The 16,673-nt window shown below is 48.6% G+C and carries 11 protein-coding genes; 2 read left to right on the top strand and 9 right to left on the bottom strand.

The genetic code is table 11. The features are described 5' to 3' along the window. From EA392_05490 to EA392_05470, 5 genes are all read right to left on the bottom strand, one after another. On the bottom strand, positions 1-668 hold a 668-nt coding region (locus EA392_05490; protein ID TVR39887.1), incomplete at its 3' end, for a TonB-dependent receptor. Between the two features lie 106 nt (positions 669-774). Further along, a complete protein-coding gene (locus EA392_05485; protein TVR39886.1) occupies positions 775-2,028 on the bottom strand; it encodes a cystathionine gamma-synthase family protein in 1,254 nt (417 codons plus the stop codon). Positions 2,029-2,115: 87 nt separating this feature from the next. Continuing rightward, on the bottom strand, positions 2,116-5,325 hold the full coding sequence (locus tag EA392_05480; protein TVR39885.1) for a hypothetical protein: 3,210 nt from the start codon (positions 5,323-5,325) through the stop codon (positions 2,116-2,118). 171 nt (positions 5,326-5,496) lie between these two features. Next, positions 5,497-6,513 carry a WYL domain-containing protein gene (locus tag EA392_05475; protein TVR39884.1) on the bottom strand — a complete coding sequence of 339 codons (1,017 nt, stop codon included), beginning with the start codon at positions 6,511-6,513 and terminating at the stop codon, positions 5,497-5,499. Between the two features lie 104 nt (positions 6,514-6,617). Beyond that, positions 6,618-8,699 (bottom strand): T9SS C-terminal target domain-containing protein, encoded by a 2,082-nt coding sequence (locus EA392_05470; protein TVR39883.1) that lies wholly within the window; start codon positions 8,697-8,699, stop codon positions 6,618-6,620. A gap of 155 nt (positions 8,700-8,854) precedes the next feature. Here EA392_05470 and EA392_05465 point away from each other — a divergent pair, with 155 nt between their 5' ends. Beyond that, the gene (locus EA392_05465; protein ID TVR39882.1) at positions 8,855-10,453 is read left to right on the top strand and encodes a peptide chain release factor 3; all 1,599 of its coding nucleotides are present in this window, start codon (positions 8,855-8,857) and stop codon (positions 10,451-10,453) included. Positions 10,454-10,490: 37 nt separating this feature from the next. Further along, positions 10,491-12,074: a DUF4369 domain-containing protein gene (locus tag EA392_05460; protein ID TVR39881.1), complete on the top strand. Its 1,584-nt coding sequence runs from the start codon at positions 10,491-10,493 to the stop codon at positions 12,072-12,074. A gap of 15 nt (positions 12,075-12,089) precedes the next feature. Here the strand turns inward: EA392_05460 and EA392_05455 are convergent, their stop codons facing one another. Genes EA392_05455 through EA392_05440 form a run of 4 tightly spaced genes read right to left on the bottom strand, consistent with a single transcriptional unit; the run spans position 12,090 to position 16,557 of the window. Next, positions 12,090-13,406, bottom strand: coding sequence for a DNA/RNA non-specific endonuclease (locus tag EA392_05455; protein TVR39880.1), 1,317 nt, complete (start codon positions 13,404-13,406; stop codon positions 12,090-12,092). A 47-nt stretch (positions 13,407-13,453) separates the two neighbouring features. Then, complete coding sequence (locus tag EA392_05450) at positions 13,454-13,975, bottom strand: DUF4833 domain-containing protein (protein ID TVR39879.1); 522 nt, start codon at positions 13,973-13,975, stop codon at positions 13,454-13,456. Further along, positions 13,972-15,921, bottom strand: coding sequence for a hypothetical protein (locus tag EA392_05445; GenBank protein ID TVR39878.1), 1,950 nt, complete (start codon positions 15,919-15,921; stop codon positions 13,972-13,974). The genes EA392_05450 and EA392_05445 overlap by 4 nt, the downstream gene beginning before the upstream one ends. After that, entirely contained in the window at positions 15,922-16,557 is a 636-nt protein-coding gene (locus EA392_05440; GenBank protein ID TVR39877.1) for a 7-carboxy-7-deazaguanine synthase QueE, read from the bottom strand. Between the last annotated feature and the right edge of the window lie 116 nt (positions 16,558-16,673).

Genomic DNA, 16,673 nt, shown 5'->3' with positions numbered 1-16,673 from the left:
ATGTTGATGATACCGGCCGATCCTTCAGCATCGTATCGCGCCGACGGATTGGTAATCAGCTCCACCTTTTCGATGGCATCTGCCGGAAGTTGTTCAAGTACGGCAAACCCTGTCATTCCGGTTTCACGTCCGTTGATGAAGATACGAACATCAGAACTTCCACGAAGTGAAATATTTCCCTCATTATCAACCACTACCGAGGGGAGGTTTTGCAGGACATCGGTGGCTGTACCTCCTGTAACCGTGGCGTCTTTACCCACGTTGAACACCCGCTTATCGGCTGAGATTTCCACCTGATCTATTTCTTCGGTTATTACAAACTCATCGAGGGATATGGAGGCCGGATTGAGATTGATTTTCTCAAAATAGTGATTTCGCTTGCTCTCGGTCAATGAGAAGTTTTCTGAAGTCCAAGGGTTAAAAGAGACAAACTGAACGCGCAAAAAATACTGCCCGGCAGAAAGGGGAATGTGAAAAGCGCCGTCAAGCCCTGAGGTACTTCCTCCGGCAAGGGCGCTGTCAGGAAGAGAATATGCAGCAACGTTAGCAAAGGCAACGGCTTCGTTTTTATCAGCATCAAAAACGCGCCCGCTCACACCGCTTTTTTGGGCGGATAAATTTGTTAGGGCAAAAAAGAAGAACAGGGTTAGTGATAACCCCGCAATCAATAATCGATTAGGAAACAAAGTGATTAGCAGTTTTTTTTGTTTGGCCTCGGTATCGGGTCATTAAACTAACCAGTGTGGCGAAGGTTTAAAACGAGGGCAATATTTATTACACTTTCTCCAGTGCCTGATTGATGTCTTGAATAAGATCATCAGCGCACTCAACCCCAATGGAAAGGCGCACGAGTTTCTCAGAGATGTGCAACTGGCGTCGGGTTTCGGGATCTACATCTGCGTGCGTCATGCTGGCGGGATGCTCTGCCAGACTTTCGGTACTGCCCAGGCTCACCGCAAGTTTCATCAACTTCAACGAGTTGAGAAAACGAAAAGCCCCAGCCTCATTACCTTTCACATCAAATGAAATCATGGCACCGTAGCCCACACATTGCTTTTCGCGAATGTGATATTGTTCAGGTTGATTGCTTTCGGAATAATTACCCAGATAGTACACCTTTTCAACTTTGGGATGGTCGTTAAGAAATTCAGCCACCTTGCGGGCATTGGCTGCCTGAATGTCCATGCGGGCCTTCAGCGTTTCCAGCGACCGTAACAACAACCAACCCGTCCAGGGGCCCGCCATACTTCCAAGAAAAGTTCTCAAACCGCGAACGCGCTTCATCAGCGCCCCGGAACCTAAACAAGCTCCGGCTATTACATCACTGTGTCCGCCAATGTATTTGGTTGCGGAATAGAGCACCAGGTCAGCTCCATGCTTCAGCGGATGCTGCCAAATGGGCCCCAAATAGGTGTTGTCAACAGCCAGGTAAACCTGTTTTTCGTTCGTTGAAAAATGCCTGGCCATTTTACTGCAGGCTTCAATATCAATGAGGTGATTGGTAGGGTTGGCAGGTGTTTCAATAAACACAAATGCCAGCTTATCGGCTTTGCCGCTTTTTTCCACGAGGTCTATGATGGCCTCAGCGGTATTTTCATTGGTAAACGACAAAACTTCAATTCCGAAAAGCGGGAGAATTTTCTTCACGAAATGATCGCTACCACCATAGAGTGGTGCACTGGTGAGCAGCACATCACCGGGCTTTAAGAACTCAAGCAGCACGGTAGAGATGGCAGACATCCCGCTCTCAAAAACAGCACAATCTTCGGCTTCATCCCACAGGGTGAGGCGATCTTCCAGAATTTCCAGATTGGGGTTATTGAGGCGGCTGTAGATGAGACCCAACTCTTCATCGGTGTCTTGCTCGCGAAGTCCGTAGGCAACTTCAAAAAAGGCCTTGCCCTCTTCGGCGGTTTTAAAAACAAAGGTTGAGGTTTGAAAAATGGGCGGTTTGATTGCGCCCTCTGAGAGTTCTGGCTTGTAGCCGTAGGACATCATCAAACTCTCCGGTTTCATTTTTTTTGACATGTTGTGTGCAGGTTTGGGAAATCCGACCGAAGTTCATCTTTCCGGCCGCAAAGGTAGGCACAATACACGACTTAGGCTCCGGCTCTGTCAGGCTCCTCCCTTTCGTTCTTTTGGGCGGCCCAATCCTATTGAGTAATTATCCGGCGTACCCGTAATCAGCACGTTGAGATAGCCCTTGATGAGGCCTTTTTGCGATGAAATGATTTCTTCTTCGGCCCGCTCCAGGTCGTCCAGATCTTCTTTTCGTTTGGAGCCTCTTTGTAATTTACCTTTTACCATGCTCCAACTTGCCCGTTTTACCATACCCAGAGGTAAGCGCAAGGCGTAATTCATATCCATATCCATGGTTTGATTACCGCTGAGGTAAAGATAACCCAGGGTGCTGGTAATTTTCATTTCGGGGATGGTCAGCGCACCATTGTTAAAGGTGAATGTATTATTCAATTCTCCAAATCTCACATTTTCAAGGTCTTTATCGCCCATGAAATCGGCAAGCGCCTGCATGGGACCAAAGTTTCTAAGCCGTCCATCACTGATTGTTACATCTGCAACCACGTGGGTCTGTTTTAAATCAGGAACCATATCTGGGTGCATAAGGGCCCTTACCTGCATTCTTCCTGTCATTCTTCCCTGCAGATTCTCGTTCACTACAAAGTCATTTCCGAAGTTGTCCATTTTGTACATTACCTGGTCGAGGTCAATGTTATCGACCGCCAGTACCGCACGGAAGTAAATGCTGTCGGGGTTTGAGCCGTTGAACCTACCGTTCATGCGCACGCTGCCGCCGGCCGCCTCAAAAAAGAGGGTATCCATCTGAACAATATGGTTGGTGTTAACGCGCACCTCGCCGTGGAGATTGTTCAGTACAGAGCGGTGGTGACGAACTTCAAGGATATCTGTTTCCAGATACATTTCCGGAAAACTTAGCGCGAAAATGTTGAAGGCCTCTTCATGGGGCGTGCCTACGGTGTCTTCAGGCACCCACCCCATCATGTCGTCCAGGTCGAGCAGCTTGCTTCTCACCTTGCCTTCAATGTGATTGTGTTTTTGATTAGGATCCAGGAAATTGCGTAAATACACGTCGGCACGAACATCGCTCTTGCCCATGGCCAACTGCAAATCTCTTACAGCGATGGTGCCGGTGGTATCGGTCTCAATAAAACCGTCCACATCGCGCACTGCCGGCAAATCGTTGATGCGCACCGTAAAATGGTCAATATGCGTGCTACTCAGAAAACCGCGGCCGTTGTTGCTGTGCGGAAAAATGTTTCCTGAACCCCTGAAAACCAGGTCGCGTATTACCTCCTCCTCTATGCTGTCATGAATCATGGCATTTCCATCGTAAACCAGTAGTTCTTTGGCATTGAAGTATTTACTGGAAAGCACAATACTGTGCTTAAGAGGCGAGGTTGAAGTGCTGTCGAAAAATGCAGCAAGTCCTGACACAGAGATGTCGGTATGAAGCTTGTTTCTACCTATTGTTATCCCAAATTTCTCCACATTCAGGTGGTCGTCGCCCATTGAAATTCTGCCACATATATCACCAACAGGAAATGGATATTTGGCCGACTCAAATTCCAGATGGCGGAAATTAAGCCGCATTTCAGGGACCCATTGTGCGGTTTGCAGCGCGTTTACTTTGGTGTGAATATCCAGGTCAAATTGCAGATTATTAAGGGTATCGCGGGCCCAAGGCTGATCGGGAGTTTCCTTCATAACATCCAACAATTCAGCCATAAGAATTTGCTTGCTTTCGCCGTGTATGGTTAAATCCACGGGTGCGTCGTTCCCATGTAACAAGGCCGCCACATTGGTGAGCATGAAATCAAGGGAAAAGTCGCTGCTTCGTTTTTTGATCCTCAAGCCTTCTGAGCGTATATGATCGCCATCCAACACAATGCGACCATTGAAGTCCCTAAGGGGCGCATCCATGGATGCTAGTTTCACCTCCACATCGCGAAATGAGATACTGCTGAGCACCCCATTGGTGGTCATGGTATTGAAATGAAGCGCGCTGTCCACACCCACGTATTCATCGATTGTCACATCGATGGTAACACGACCTGTTCCGTATTCGATTTCATCTACATCATAGAAGGTTTTCAGATCTTCCAAATCGAAATCAGCGTGAAAATCCAGTTGATACCTTGGGTTAATGAGGTTGTCCACACGAAACGAACCACGTATTAAACCACTTTCGGGCTGGCCGTATAGGTTTTCTACCTCGGCAAATGCTGTTTCCAGCCCGCCGTCATCTCCGGTCCTGAAGCGACCTCTGAAAGCAACATCGCGCAGGGCCTTGTCGTGCTTTTCGTGATAGAAAACGGTATTACTACATCCTATTTCCAGATCAATCACGGGGTTGCTCACGTCCAGGGCCCCGACCACAGAGCCATTGAAGTATATGTCTCCCTCGTTCTTAAACTCGAGCAACTTCTCAATGGATTCAGGTGGCATAAAGGCAATGAATGTATCGAAGCTCTTCTTCTTCCCTTCGAGTTTGAGGTCAATGAACAGGTCCTGCTCGGGAATGAGGGTTCCGCTTAGGTTCAGGTTACCGGTGGCCACCACCAGTTTGCTAGGGAGAATTGTAATTACACCGTCCTTGATGGTCATGTTGGCCTGAAGTGAAAAGGGCAATTCCCTGAACCAAGTGGCATATCCGGACATGTAATGATTCAGGAAAATATCGCTTTCAAGCCCCATGCTGATTCCCTTGTCGGACGTTCTGAAAAACGCCTCTGCATGCAGGATGTCCATGAGCATATCATTCCCTTCCGGACCGTAGTTCACATTTCGAAAACTGACGTTATCCAACACGATGCGCTCAAGGTCAAGTTCAAAGGTGCTTTCGTCGTTATCCGATTCTTCGTCATTGCCGGATTTGGCTTTCAATAATTTGTAGGTACCATCTTCCAGCTTCTCAAATAAAACAAAGCCATCCTTTAACCAGATTTGCGCAACGGTGAAATCGCCTTTCAGCAAGCGCAAAATATCAAAGCCCACGTAGACATCTTCGAAGGCGTAGAGTGGTTTGGCCTCATCAGGATCTCGGTCAGAATAAAAACGAAGGCCTTTGATATCGATACTGATGTATGGAAAAGCCCTGAAGGGAGCCAATTCAAGGCTCTCAAACTTGAGCACTCCCTGTTGCCCCTCGTTTAGTTGATCAACAAAATGGGAGGCGATACGGTCTTCGTGATGGTAGAGAATAACCAAAGCCGTACTGAACAACAGCACCGCAAGCAAAAGTATGCCCGCCAATAACCACAGCAACCACTTCTTAATACCAGACATTTTTTTGGTTTGAGACACAACAAAGGTATTGGTTGGGCATCAACTCACGTGCCTGATTTTGGGTTTTTGACAATAATTGCTGCACATTGCCAAAAATGTTGAAAACTCAGCAAACACTTCTCTTGAAAAAAGCGCTTAACTGAAAGTTTGAGCCCCGGAATGCGATTTGCTTCAGTACAAGTCTGCCGCTTTTTTCAGCCTTTCCACTACCATGTTTTGGATGTTAGCAGGACTGATTACACGCACGTTGGGACCCAGGCTTAGAAAATACATAATAAGCTCCTCGCCGGGCAGCACCTCTATTTCGTATTGGGTCCAGCCATTTTTTTGTGAAAGGCGCTTTTGGCTTGGGTGTAAGGGCTGTGTTTCGAGGTAGTGCGCGGTGACCTCGGTTACTTCAAACCGGATACGCTCGGGTTTACCTTCAAAAACGGTAATGCCAAAGCTTCGCGAGAAGTAATCTTCAGGGTCAAAGTCGGGAGGTGGCTCAAAGCCTTGGCTGAGCACTTGAAGTTGCCGAACGCGCTCCAGCCCGAAGCTCTGTATCTTATGAGCTTTAGGGTGAAAGGCAATGAGGTACCAGCGATTTCGGTACTCTTTGAGCAATAAGGGGTACAGCGTATAGCTGCGGGCTTTGTCGGCTGTAAACTTCTGGTATCGGATGTCAACCACCATTTTACCCCGTATAGCATCAAGCAGGGTTCCGAGGTAGCCCGTTCCCGCATCACCTGCAACAGACTCAAATTGAATCATGCTCACATCTTCTCCTCTGCCGTCGGGAGCTGCCACATGTACCTTGCTCATGATTTTCTCGATGGCTTTTTCGAACTGGCTGAATGGCTCAATATCTTTAAACTGATAGAGAATCCGCGCAGCAAAATGGATGGAGTTTACCTCCTCATCACGAAGGGCAATATCGCGGATGGTATAGCCCTCGTCGGTATAATAATACCCATTCTTCTTTGGATGGTAGGCTATTGGTGCAAAGAATCCGAGTTCGGTTTCGTTGCGCATGGCCCAAATGTCTTTCTCAATGGTGGACGTGGAAATCATCTCGCCATGGCTTCCATACAGGTGGTCTTCACAGGCCTGTCTCAGCTCTTCTTTGGACGGAAAGGGTTTGTAGCGGTTGGTAAGGCAACTGTCAATAATCCGGTAGCGAAGCAAGGCGTATTTATTGGCTGGCATGGAGAAGTAGCTTGATGTGTTCACAAAAATACCACTTCGGGCAGTGGTAAAAAAAACCGCCGACCTCGTGTGATGTCGGCGGTTTGGATTTTGAACAACAGGCGTTATCGGATAATTACCAAACGGCGGGTTTCCGTTTGATCGTTAAACTGAATACGAGCGTAATACACCCCGTGTCCAAGACCGCTTAAATCAAGTGCTTCCTGTACGCGATTCACTACCCGTCCAACAGGATGTTGCTTCACTACCCTGCCCGTACCGTCAAGGATATCCACATTGACCATACCCGGCTCAGACACGCTTACATCCAGGGTAAATACGCCTCTTGAAGGGTTGGGAAAAAGTCGGATTTCTTCAAAAACCGAAGTCCATTCAGCCACGGAGGATACCACAACCCATACCTGTTCTGACTCAAGCACACATCCGTTACCGGCATCAACCACAACGCTGTACGAACCGGGTTCATCTGCCTCATATACCTGATTGGTGGCACCTTCAATTAATTGCCCGTTGAGCAACCATTGATAACTCTCACCGGAAGAAGAAGTAAGTACATTGCCCTCTTCGGCAATAACCGGAATAAACTCAGAGCATGGCTCTTCAATACGATAAATGGTTCCGTTGGTCAAACGCACGGCATACAACTCGCCATTGATGTCTTCACCAAAAGCAACAAAACCACTGAAACCTGTGAACTGGCTGTTTACCAACTCAGCCACCCAATTGCCCAAAGCGTTTTGACGAATGGTGTAAAAAGTAGGTCCGCAGTAATCGGTTACCAGGTATCGTCCGTAAAGAAGCGGATAATCACTACCACGGTACACATAGCCCCCTGTTACTGAGCACCAGTTGTATTGGTTTTGTGCAAACTCAAATACGGGGAAATCGTAGTTTTCCGCAGACTGGCATCCGCTGAGGTTGTATGGGTTAAATCCCTCGTAACAACGCCACCCGTAATTCTCTCCTCCCGGGCTTGATGCGGGCTGCAAATTTACCTCCTCATAAAGGTTTTGACCTACATCGGAAATCCACAGATCATGCGTCTCACGGTCAAAAGAAATTTGCCAGGAGTTTCTCAAACCCAGCGCCCAGATTTCATCCAATACCGAAGCATCGTTCACAAAAGGGTTATCCGGTGGAATGGCGTAATTTTTCAACGGATCAGACGGAAAGTCATCTCCATCTACATCCAGACGGAGCATTTTACCCAGCAATGACTGAGGGTTTTGAGAGTGATTTTGAGGGTCTCCTCCGCTCCCACCATCGCCCATAGGGAGATAAAGATACCCATCAGGGCCAAACTCCATGTCGCCGGCATTGTGGTTACTGAAAGGCTGATTCACACGAATAATCAGGTGGCCAGAATTGGGGTCTGCCACATTGGGATCGCTGGCCGAAACCGTGTACCGTCGAACTTCTGAGTGTCCTTGCAGATTGGTGTAGTTTAAGTAGAAATACCCGTTTTCTGCATAGTTCGGGTGAAACGCTATTCCCAGCAACCCACGCTCACTCCCACTGCTGTTTACAATGCTGCTGATGTTGATAAAGGTTCCGATAATATCACCATTTGCATCCAAGATGCGAACCTGTGCCGTATTCTGCTCACACACAAACATGCGTTCGTCGCCGGCGTGTTTCATGGCCAGTGGATTACTGAATCCTGTTGCAAAAGGCACAAGATTGATGGAAATGGGTGACGTGAGGTACTCACAGGATCCATCGTCAGCCACGGCCTCAGGGTCGAAATTCACAGCTTCAGGATCGGTACAACCTGATGCGGGCGGTGTGTACGGAAGGATAAAAGTAGTAGACTCTGACGAGCCGAAAGCACCGCCTGTTACGATGATTGCATCGTCAGAATCCTGAATAAGCGTATAGCTTCCATTTCCGTACTGGCAACACATTCCGTCGCCCCATGAGTCGAAAATGGTAAAGGTGTATTCACCATCAGGCAGGTTGGCAATGGCAATCGGCGGATGAGGATAAGCTCCATTAGAGGCAAAATCAGGGCCGTAGTCCCCTCCTTCGTCCACCACATTGCCCCCCGAATCAGTCAATTCCCAGGATGTTTCAGAACGATAACGATCAAAAACGAGTTCAAGTGTCAGGTCATTCTGCGCACCCGCATCCAATGGAGCACCCATAGTCCAGGCAGCAAGGATAAAAAAGAGGTAAGGTTTTTTCATGAGAAAGATGGTTTTTGAGGTTCGGAAACGAAAGTAAGGAAAACGCGGCGGCTTTGGGTTGTCATTTTCAGTCTTCGATTGGAAGGCCTTGCAAACCCGTAATCAACCGAAGTCACCGCCTGGCTTTTTGGTACCTTTGCCGAAAATTTGCGTGCATGTCGCTACAGGACGAAATCAACAAGAGAAAAACCTTTGCCATTATCAGCCACCCCGACGCCGGAAAAACCACGCTCACAGAGAAATTCCTGCTCTTTGGTGGAGCCATTCAAACGGCTGGAGCGGTAAAAAGCAACAAGATCCGAAAAACAGCCACCTCCGACTTTATGGAGATTGAACGCCAGCGTGGCATTTCAGTGGCCACTTCGGTGATGGGCTTTGAATACGCCGGAAAGCTGATTAACATCCTGGATACTCCCGGCCACAAAGACTTTGCGGAGGACACTTTTCGCACACTCACCGCTGTGGATAGTGTTATTCTGGTGATAGACTGTGTAAAGGGTGTAGAGGAACAAACCGAGCGCCTGATGCAGGTGTGCCGAATGCGAAACACCCCGGTTATCATTTTCGTGAACAAGATGGACCGCGAGGGAAAAGACCCGTTTGATTTGCTGGATGAACTTGAGAACAAACTCAATATACACACCCGACCCTTGAGTTGGCCTATTGGTATTGGCGACAGCTTTAAAGGAGTTTTCAATGTGTTTGACCACTCGCTCAAACTCTTCAACCCAAACAAAACCAAAATTGAAGCCGACTCGCTGGAGCTTGAAAACCTTCAAGACCCGCTCCTCCAAGAAGCAGTAGGTGTATCGGCTGCCCAAAAGCTCCGCGATGATGTAGAACTGATTGAAGGAGTGTACGGAGCTTTTGATGAAGAAGAGTATCAGCAAGGCCATGTGGCTCCTGTGTTTTTTGGCAGCGCGTTGAACAACTTCGGCGTGCAGGAATTGCTCGATACCTTTGTGCGTATTGCTCCGGCACCACGCCCCCGAAAAACAACAGCCAGCATGGTTGAACCCGACCAAAAGAAGTTTTCGGGATTTGTGTTTAAAATCCACGCAAACCTCGATCCCAAGCACCGCGACAGAATTGCCTTTTTACGGGTATGTTCAGGCGAGTTTAAGCGCAATACTTTTTACCACCATGTTCGCCATGGCAAAAACCTGAAGTTCAGTAATCCAAGTGCATTTATGGCTCAGGCAAAGAGCGTGATTGATGAGGCCTACCCCGGCGATGTGGTGGGGCTTTACGACACCGGAAATTTTAAAATCGGCGATACATTAACAGAAGGTGAGACCTTTTATTTTGAGGGCATTCCGAGCTTCTCGCCTGAAATTTTCCGCGAACTGAACAACGATGACCCCATGCGAACCAAGCAATTGGAAAAAGGCATTCGCCAGCTTACGGATGAAGGCGTTGCCCAGTTGTTTATCCACCCCATGGGCAATAAGAAAATTGTGGGCACTGTAGGTGAGCTTCAGTTTGACGTGATTCAATACCGGTTGGAGCACGAGTACGGAGCGAAGTGTAGTTTCACACCTCTCTCCTATCACAAGGCTTGCTGGGTAAGTTCTGACGACGATGACAAGCTCAGGGAGTTCTGCCGTATTAAGGCCAGCTATATCGTTGAAGACAAAGACGGAAAGCCCGTATTTCTGGCGTCTTCTCCATGGATTTTGCGGGTTGAGCAGCAAGACAATCCTGATATCCGCTTTGCATTTACCAGCGAGTTGCTGCACATGGAAACAACCTGAGCCAATCCGCAATGAACTTTTTCGCCAGGTGCTGTTGATGTGGCATGGCACTTTATTTGTGTTGTGCCTTTCAGCTTCCCGGGGAAGCAAGCAGTCCATGCGATTGCTAATTTTGCAAACAAACCAAAGCATTTCAAAACGTATGAAACGAAGCTGGCTCGTACTGGCAATGCTCCTGACCGCATGGAGTCTGCAGGCCCAGAAAAACAAAGGTTACGAACTAAAGTTCAAGGTGAAAGGTGTGAGCGACACCACGGTTTTTCTGGCCAACTACATCGGTGAAAAACTCTACTATGCCGACACCGCTCTGGCCAATAAACGCGGAGAGTTTGTCTTTACAGGAAAGGAAGAGCTACCTACCGGAAAGTACGCTGTGGTCACTCCGGGCCCGAGGTACTTTGAGCTGTTTATTCAGGAGCAGCGCTTTGAAATGGAAACGGATACATCGGACTTTGTAAAACACATGAAGGTGAAGAACTCACCGAACAACCAGTTTCTGTACGATTACATCCATTTTATCATTGAACGAAAGCTTGAAAACGAAAAGCTCAATCAATCTCTGGCCCAGTATGCCAGCGACCCCGACAAATCGTCAGAAATTACTGGACGCATGGTGCAAATCAATGAGGAGGTGATGGAGTATCAGCGCAACGCTGTGAAAGAGAACCCTGAACTGATTGCTGCCAAGTCGCTTATGCTTTCCATTCCGGTAAAGGTTCCTGACCCGCCGGTTCGTGAAGACGGCAAAATTGACTCGCTGTTTCAATACCGCTACTATGTGAATCATTTCTTTGATCACGCTGACTTAAACGACCCGGCCATGACCCGGCTTCCGGAGTTTCAGCGAAAACTGGATGAATTCTTCAACAAATCCATCATTCAGATTCCAGATACCATCAACAAGTACGGTGATTGGCTGCTGGGTGAGGTGAAGGATACCCCCGAGCTGTTCAAGTACGTGCTCCAGTTTATCACCTACAATTTCGAGACCTCGCAAATCATGGGAATGGACGCTGTGTTTCTGCACATGGCCGAAAACTACTATCAGACGGGAAAAGCCTATTGGGCGGATTCAACCATGATGGCCAAAATCAATGAGCGTGTAGACCGAATCAAGCCAACCATGATCGGAAACATAGCCCCTCCTCTGACACTTGCCGACACCTCTCAGGAAGCGTGGATCAACATGCACGAAACACCGCAACGATACACCATTCTGTATTTCTACGACCCCGATTGCGGACACTGCAAAAAGAAAACACCCACTTTAGTTGAGAAGTTTAAGGAGCACAAAAACAAAGGAGTACAGATTTTTGCCGTAAGCGGAGATTCTGACGAAGGCTGGTTGAAGTTTATTCGGGAGAAAGGGCTGAATGAGGAGGGAATCTTCAATGTGGCTGCTCCTCAAGAGGTTTACGGAAACAGCAAATTCGCTACGCAACTCATTCTGGACGGAAAAACAGATTACAAAAGCCTTAACTACCGCACGCAATATGATGTGTTTACCACGCCAAAGATTTTCCTGCTAGACGAGGAAAAGAAAATTGTAGCCAAGCAGGTGGGAATTGAACAGGTTTTCGACATCATTTCAGATATCGAGAGGCGACGCAAAAAAAGCTAGGTTCCCGCCTGTAGCCTAAGGTTGTGCGGGACACTCGCCAAAAGCCTTCTGGTTTTCAATGAACATGGTGGGGGTGCTACCCAGAGCCTGAACTTTGCCTTTTACACACACACAACCTTCGCTGTACATTTTGTGCGGTGCGTAATCGAAGTTCACAAGGTTGTCTTTGCCTATCATCACCTGAAAAATCTTCTCGGGATAGATTTGATCGAGCACAATAAAAACGTTGTTGCTTTTTGATTTACTCACTTCCACAACATGGCCGCACACCCTGACCGCCTTGTTGCTGTTCATTTGATAAGCCGCCTGCCGGGTATTAAAGGTGTTTCTGGGCAGGGCGGTTGGATCGAGTCTTTTCGTGTTGCCTGCAAGGTCAGGAAACCAGTGCTGGAGATTGAATTGAGATTCTATCCGTTCGGCGTCGGGCAGGTTGGGAAAAAAATTGATGCCGGTAACAGCTTCCACAGAATCAATACTCACCGCATACACGTGAGGTGCGCGCAAATGCTCTTCATGTGGAACCAGGAAACCTATCCCCTCGCCAGCCTCTTCGTCGTACACCACCTTGTAGTATAACTCCGGAATACTCACCTGATTCACAGAGCGCTCAATAACGGGCAAGTCATCATGTAATACTCCTGCAGTAGCCACCCAAATGGGATGCCCCGTGCGCATCACATGCGTGCGCAAAACCCCTTCGAGTTCTGCCCATCCTTCGCGGTTAAACCCCGGAAGTTGTGGTGTAATGTTGGTGTAGAAGTAACTCTCCGATAGCACATCGGCGCTCCAGCGAAAATCAGCACTGGCTGCGAGGTGGCCACGGTCATAACCAAAACCTTCATATTTGCGCCTTCCTGTTTCGATGTTTTCAAAGGTTAAGAAGTAGTCCTCCTGAACGGCTGTACCACCTTCAACCCTGGAGTCTTCCCGGAAATCATTGGTTCTACCCGACTTGCTTTCACGAATGTCGGGTAAAATCTGGTAGTACACCCATGCGGCCTGTTTATGTTCGGCTACATACTCAATCATCATCGCAGAGTAATCCAGCAACTGCCCGCTGAATGGGCTTTCCGGATAGCCGAGTCTTTTTAGGTCATTGTGAAGTTGATTTCCCTTAAGCGCGCCCACACGCTCCTCGGCGCCACGCACAAGCTCCATAAGACTGTCCAGCGATGCCCTGGCTTCAACCAGTTCAGGTATCTCCTGGGCCTTGACGCCTCCCCCCGACAAAATGAGTAGCGCGCTCAGAACGCTACCAGCAAACCTAATCATAGCCGCAATGTTAGTGAACGATTTTGGTTCATTCACAAAACGGTTCAGACGTTTCTGCATATAAGTTGCAAGAACTTGTTCAGCTTAAATTTACGGAACGTGAACGGTCAGGGATTATCAATAATTTCAACCATTGTGACACCCGTTTTGGGGTCGCGGGCGTGTAGCTCGATGCTCTCTACACGGTGGAACCAAAAGCGGCTCGAAGTGAGATTCAGGTGCAAAGAGTTAAGCTGCAACCTTCGGCCATCTATTTCAATCTCAACCACAAAATCGCGACCTCTTTTCACCAGAAACAAATCGCGTTGGTAACTCACAAAAGAAAAACGAGCGCTTTGATCGTGGATTTCGTGAAATCGGAGCCCGTATGCGTATCGGCGCTCCATGCCTGTGAGTCTTCGACCCTCAGATGCACCGGGTTGGTCATTCCGAATCCAATATGCCTCGATAGGTGCGCGGCGATCTAAAAACCCCGAGCGGTCTATATTCAGGTGATAGAGGATTTCATTTTGATCCACATTACGGGTTAACCTGAAGAGCACCTCCTTGTCTTCGGATTGTGCAATGAGGCCCGTTGAAGCAAACATCAGTGCGACAATTAAAAGTACACAGCGCACGAAATCCGTCATGGTTTTTCGATGACAGTGAGCTCAGTTCTGCGATTCAGTGCCCTACCCTTTTCGGTGTTGTTGTCGGCAATGGGCTTGTCTTGTCCGTAGCCTTTGTAGCGAAGTCTGGCGGCATCAATTCCGCCGGCAATCAGGTACTCGCGTACAGCCTTGGCCCTGTTCTCCGACAAGGTCTTGTTGTGCTGGGCGCTTCCCTGATTATCTGTGTGGCCGCTGATTTCGGCATTGAGACCTGCATTCAGTTCGAGAAAAGCGATGAGCTTTTCGAGTTCAACTTTCGATTCAGGCTTCAGGTCAAAGCGATCGGTATCAAAAAACACATTGTTGAGCACCATGGTAACACCCTCACGAACCTTGCTCAAAGGGACATCCAAACTTTTGCCGTCCGTGTAATTTGAGGCGTCAAGCAAATCAAAGTGATCGGAATAAAAGAGATATCCCTTTTTGGAAGCATTGAGGGCATAGCGTCGGTTAAGTGGCAAGGCTACCAGAAACCGTCCGTCATCGCTGTTTGAATAAGACTGCACCACCACTTCTTCTGTCTCTATATCTATCAATTCAAATTGTGCAAAAAGAGGTCGGCGGGTTTCTTCATCAAACACAGTTCCGCGAACATAACTCACCGGGTCGGGGCGCACATCTGGGGGTAATGTAAAAGAATAAAGATCCAGGTCTCCAAAACCTCCGGCTCTGTCGCTGGAGAAAAAGGCCACCTCACCTGAAGGCGAAACCAGAAGACTGTTTTCATCTGCCGGAGTGTTGATGGGATAGCCCAGGTTTTGCGGTGTGGTCCATTCGTTATGGCCTATTCGCCGACTCACGAAAATATCAAGACCTCCCATTCCCGGATGCCCGTCTGACGAGAAGTAAAGCGTTTTTCCGTCGGGGTGAATCAACACAGATTCCTCGTTTCCATCGGTATTGATGGTTGAGCTGAGTTTTTCCGGTATGCCCCAGTTTCCCTTTTCGTCGAGTTGCGACATAAAGATGTTGGAGTTGCGTTTGCCGGGGTTTCGGTTTCCACGCACAAAGTAGAGCGTTCTTCCGTCGGCACTGATGCTGGGTTGCGATTCCCAGTGGGGCGTGTTGATTCTGTCGCCCATGTTCTTTGCCTTGGCCCAGCCGTTACCCACGCGGTAGGTGATAAAAAGGTCGCAGCTTCCGTATCCCACCCGATCCGGGCCGTAGCTTCCGTACAAATCGCAGGCGGTAAACACCATGGTTTGCCCGTCGGGAGAGATGGCCGGAGCGCCCTCATTTCCGGGCGTGTTGATATCTGCCATGGGAGCGGCAGGGCCCCATTTTTCGCCATCCCAGTTGCTCATAAAGAAATCTTCCTGTCCGCGACGCTGTTCGGGCGACTGTCGCACCTCGCGGGTAAAAAGCAATTGCTGGCCATCCACAGTAATGGAAGGGTAATACTCTGCCATCCAAGTATTGACTCCTTCGCCAAGGTTCTGGGGATCGAAAGGAACCGGATTTTTGATGGCCTCTCCCGCAAACTCACAATTTCGGAGTTGTTGTTGTGCACGCTCTTTAATGGGCGGTGCCACCTCACGGTACTTCAACAGCCTCCTGAACTGGCCTGCCGCCGCATCATAGCGCGACTGATCCATATAGAGCATACCGAGGGTGAAATACTTGTTGGGGAAGAAGTCGGGGTTTACTTGCACGGCCTGTTCCAGCGATGCGATGGCCTCACTGATCCGTCCTAACTCGATAAAAACATCAGCCTGTATAAGCCAGGCCTCAGCAAAACTTGGGTCGCGCTCAATTGCACTTGTTGTGCGCAAAATCGCCTGTTCAAATTCACGCATTTCAAATAACCTGGAGGCTTCCTCAAAAGCTTTGATAGCCTTTTTGTCAGAGCTGGTGTAGGTCTGTGCTGAGAGTGATAATTGGGCTCCAACAAGAGTGGCGATAAGAAGAATTGAGCGAGCGAGCATTTAGGGCAGGTTCATGTATTTGTGCGTTTGCAGAGAAATGCGCCATTCTGTATTGAGCCGCACAAAATCGGCTATTAGCGGCATCACATTCTCTTTTCGGCTCCACTCCGGCTGCAGGAATAATTTGCATTCGGGACCTACGAGTTGAGCGTGTTCCAGGGCCCATTGCAGGTCGTGCTTGTTGTACACCACCACTTTAAGTTCGTTGGCACGCTGATACATTTCGGGCAAAGGCTTTTTAAATTTCTTGGGAGAGAAACAAATCCAGTGCCACTGTCCGCTCAAAGGGTACGCCCCTGATGTTTCGAGGTGCGTTTGAATGCCGCGTTCTGCCAGGCCACGGGTAAGTTCATTCAAATCGTACATGGCGGGCTCTCCTCCTGTAATCACGGCAATGGGTGCGCCGCTGTGAGCAGCTTGCTCATGGAGCGTTTTAACGTACTGTTCGGGGTGTTTTGATTGATCCCAACTCTCTTTCACGTCGCACCATGTGCAACCTACATCGCATCCGCCTAGACGAATAAAAAATGCCGGTTTACCACTGTGAAAACCTTCGCCCTGCACCGAATAAAACGTTTCCATTACGGGCAGGGTGGCAACAGCGTTCTCCGGAGCTATAACAAGAGGTGCTTGCATGGCGCAAAGGTAGGCAATTAGAATCAGGAGAAACGGGGGCTAAAAAACCGCACGGACGACAGTTTGGAAAAACCCATTAAACATGAGTGGAACTGCCGGACTGGATCGGTAATCCT

It is taken from the genome of Cryomorphaceae bacterium (assembly GCA_007695365.1).
Classification (GTDB): Bacteria; Bacteroidota; Bacteroidia; order Flavobacteriales_D; family SKUL01; genus SKUL01.
Note: the sequence above shows the minus strand (reverse complement) of the source record. Positions and strands in the feature narration are given on the sequence as shown.

What these genes read in the sequence shown, in the direction of transcription:
- EA392_05445 (TVR39878.1), bottom strand. Translation starts at nt 15,921, where the DNA reads ATGCTCGCTCGCTCAATTCTTCTTATCGCCACTCTTGTTGGAGCCCAA.
- EA392_05485 (TVR39886.1), bottom strand. Translation starts at nt 2,028, where the DNA reads ATGTCAAAAAAAATGAAACCGGAGAGTTTGATGATGTCCTACGGCTAC.
- EA392_05450 (TVR39879.1), bottom strand. Translation starts at nt 13,975, where the DNA reads ATGACGGATTTCGTGCGCTGTGTACTTTTAATTGTCGCACTGATGTTT.
- EA392_05460 (TVR39881.1), top strand. Translation starts at nt 10,491, where the DNA reads ATGTGGCATGGCACTTTATTTGTGTTGTGCCTTTCAGCTTCCCGGGGA.
- EA392_05480 (TVR39885.1), bottom strand. Translation starts at nt 5,325, where the DNA reads ATGTCTGGTATTAAGAAGTGGTTGCTGTGGTTATTGGCGGGCATACTT.
- EA392_05470 (TVR39883.1), bottom strand. Translation starts at nt 8,699, where the DNA reads ATGAAAAAACCTTACCTCTTTTTTATCCTTGCTGCCTGGACTATGGGT.
- EA392_05475 (TVR39884.1), bottom strand. Translation starts at nt 6,513, where the DNA reads ATGCCAGCCAATAAATACGCCTTGCTTCGCTACCGGATTATTGACAGT.
- EA392_05455 (TVR39880.1), bottom strand. Translation starts at nt 13,406, where the DNA reads ATGCAGAAACGTCTGAACCGTTTTGTGAATGAACCAAAATCGTTCACT.
- EA392_05440 (TVR39877.1), bottom strand. Translation starts at nt 16,557, where the DNA reads ATGCAAGCACCTCTTGTTATAGCTCCGGAGAACGCTGTTGCCACCCTG.
- EA392_05465 (TVR39882.1), top strand. Translation starts at nt 8,855, where the DNA reads ATGTCGCTACAGGACGAAATCAACAAGAGAAAAACCTTTGCCATTATC.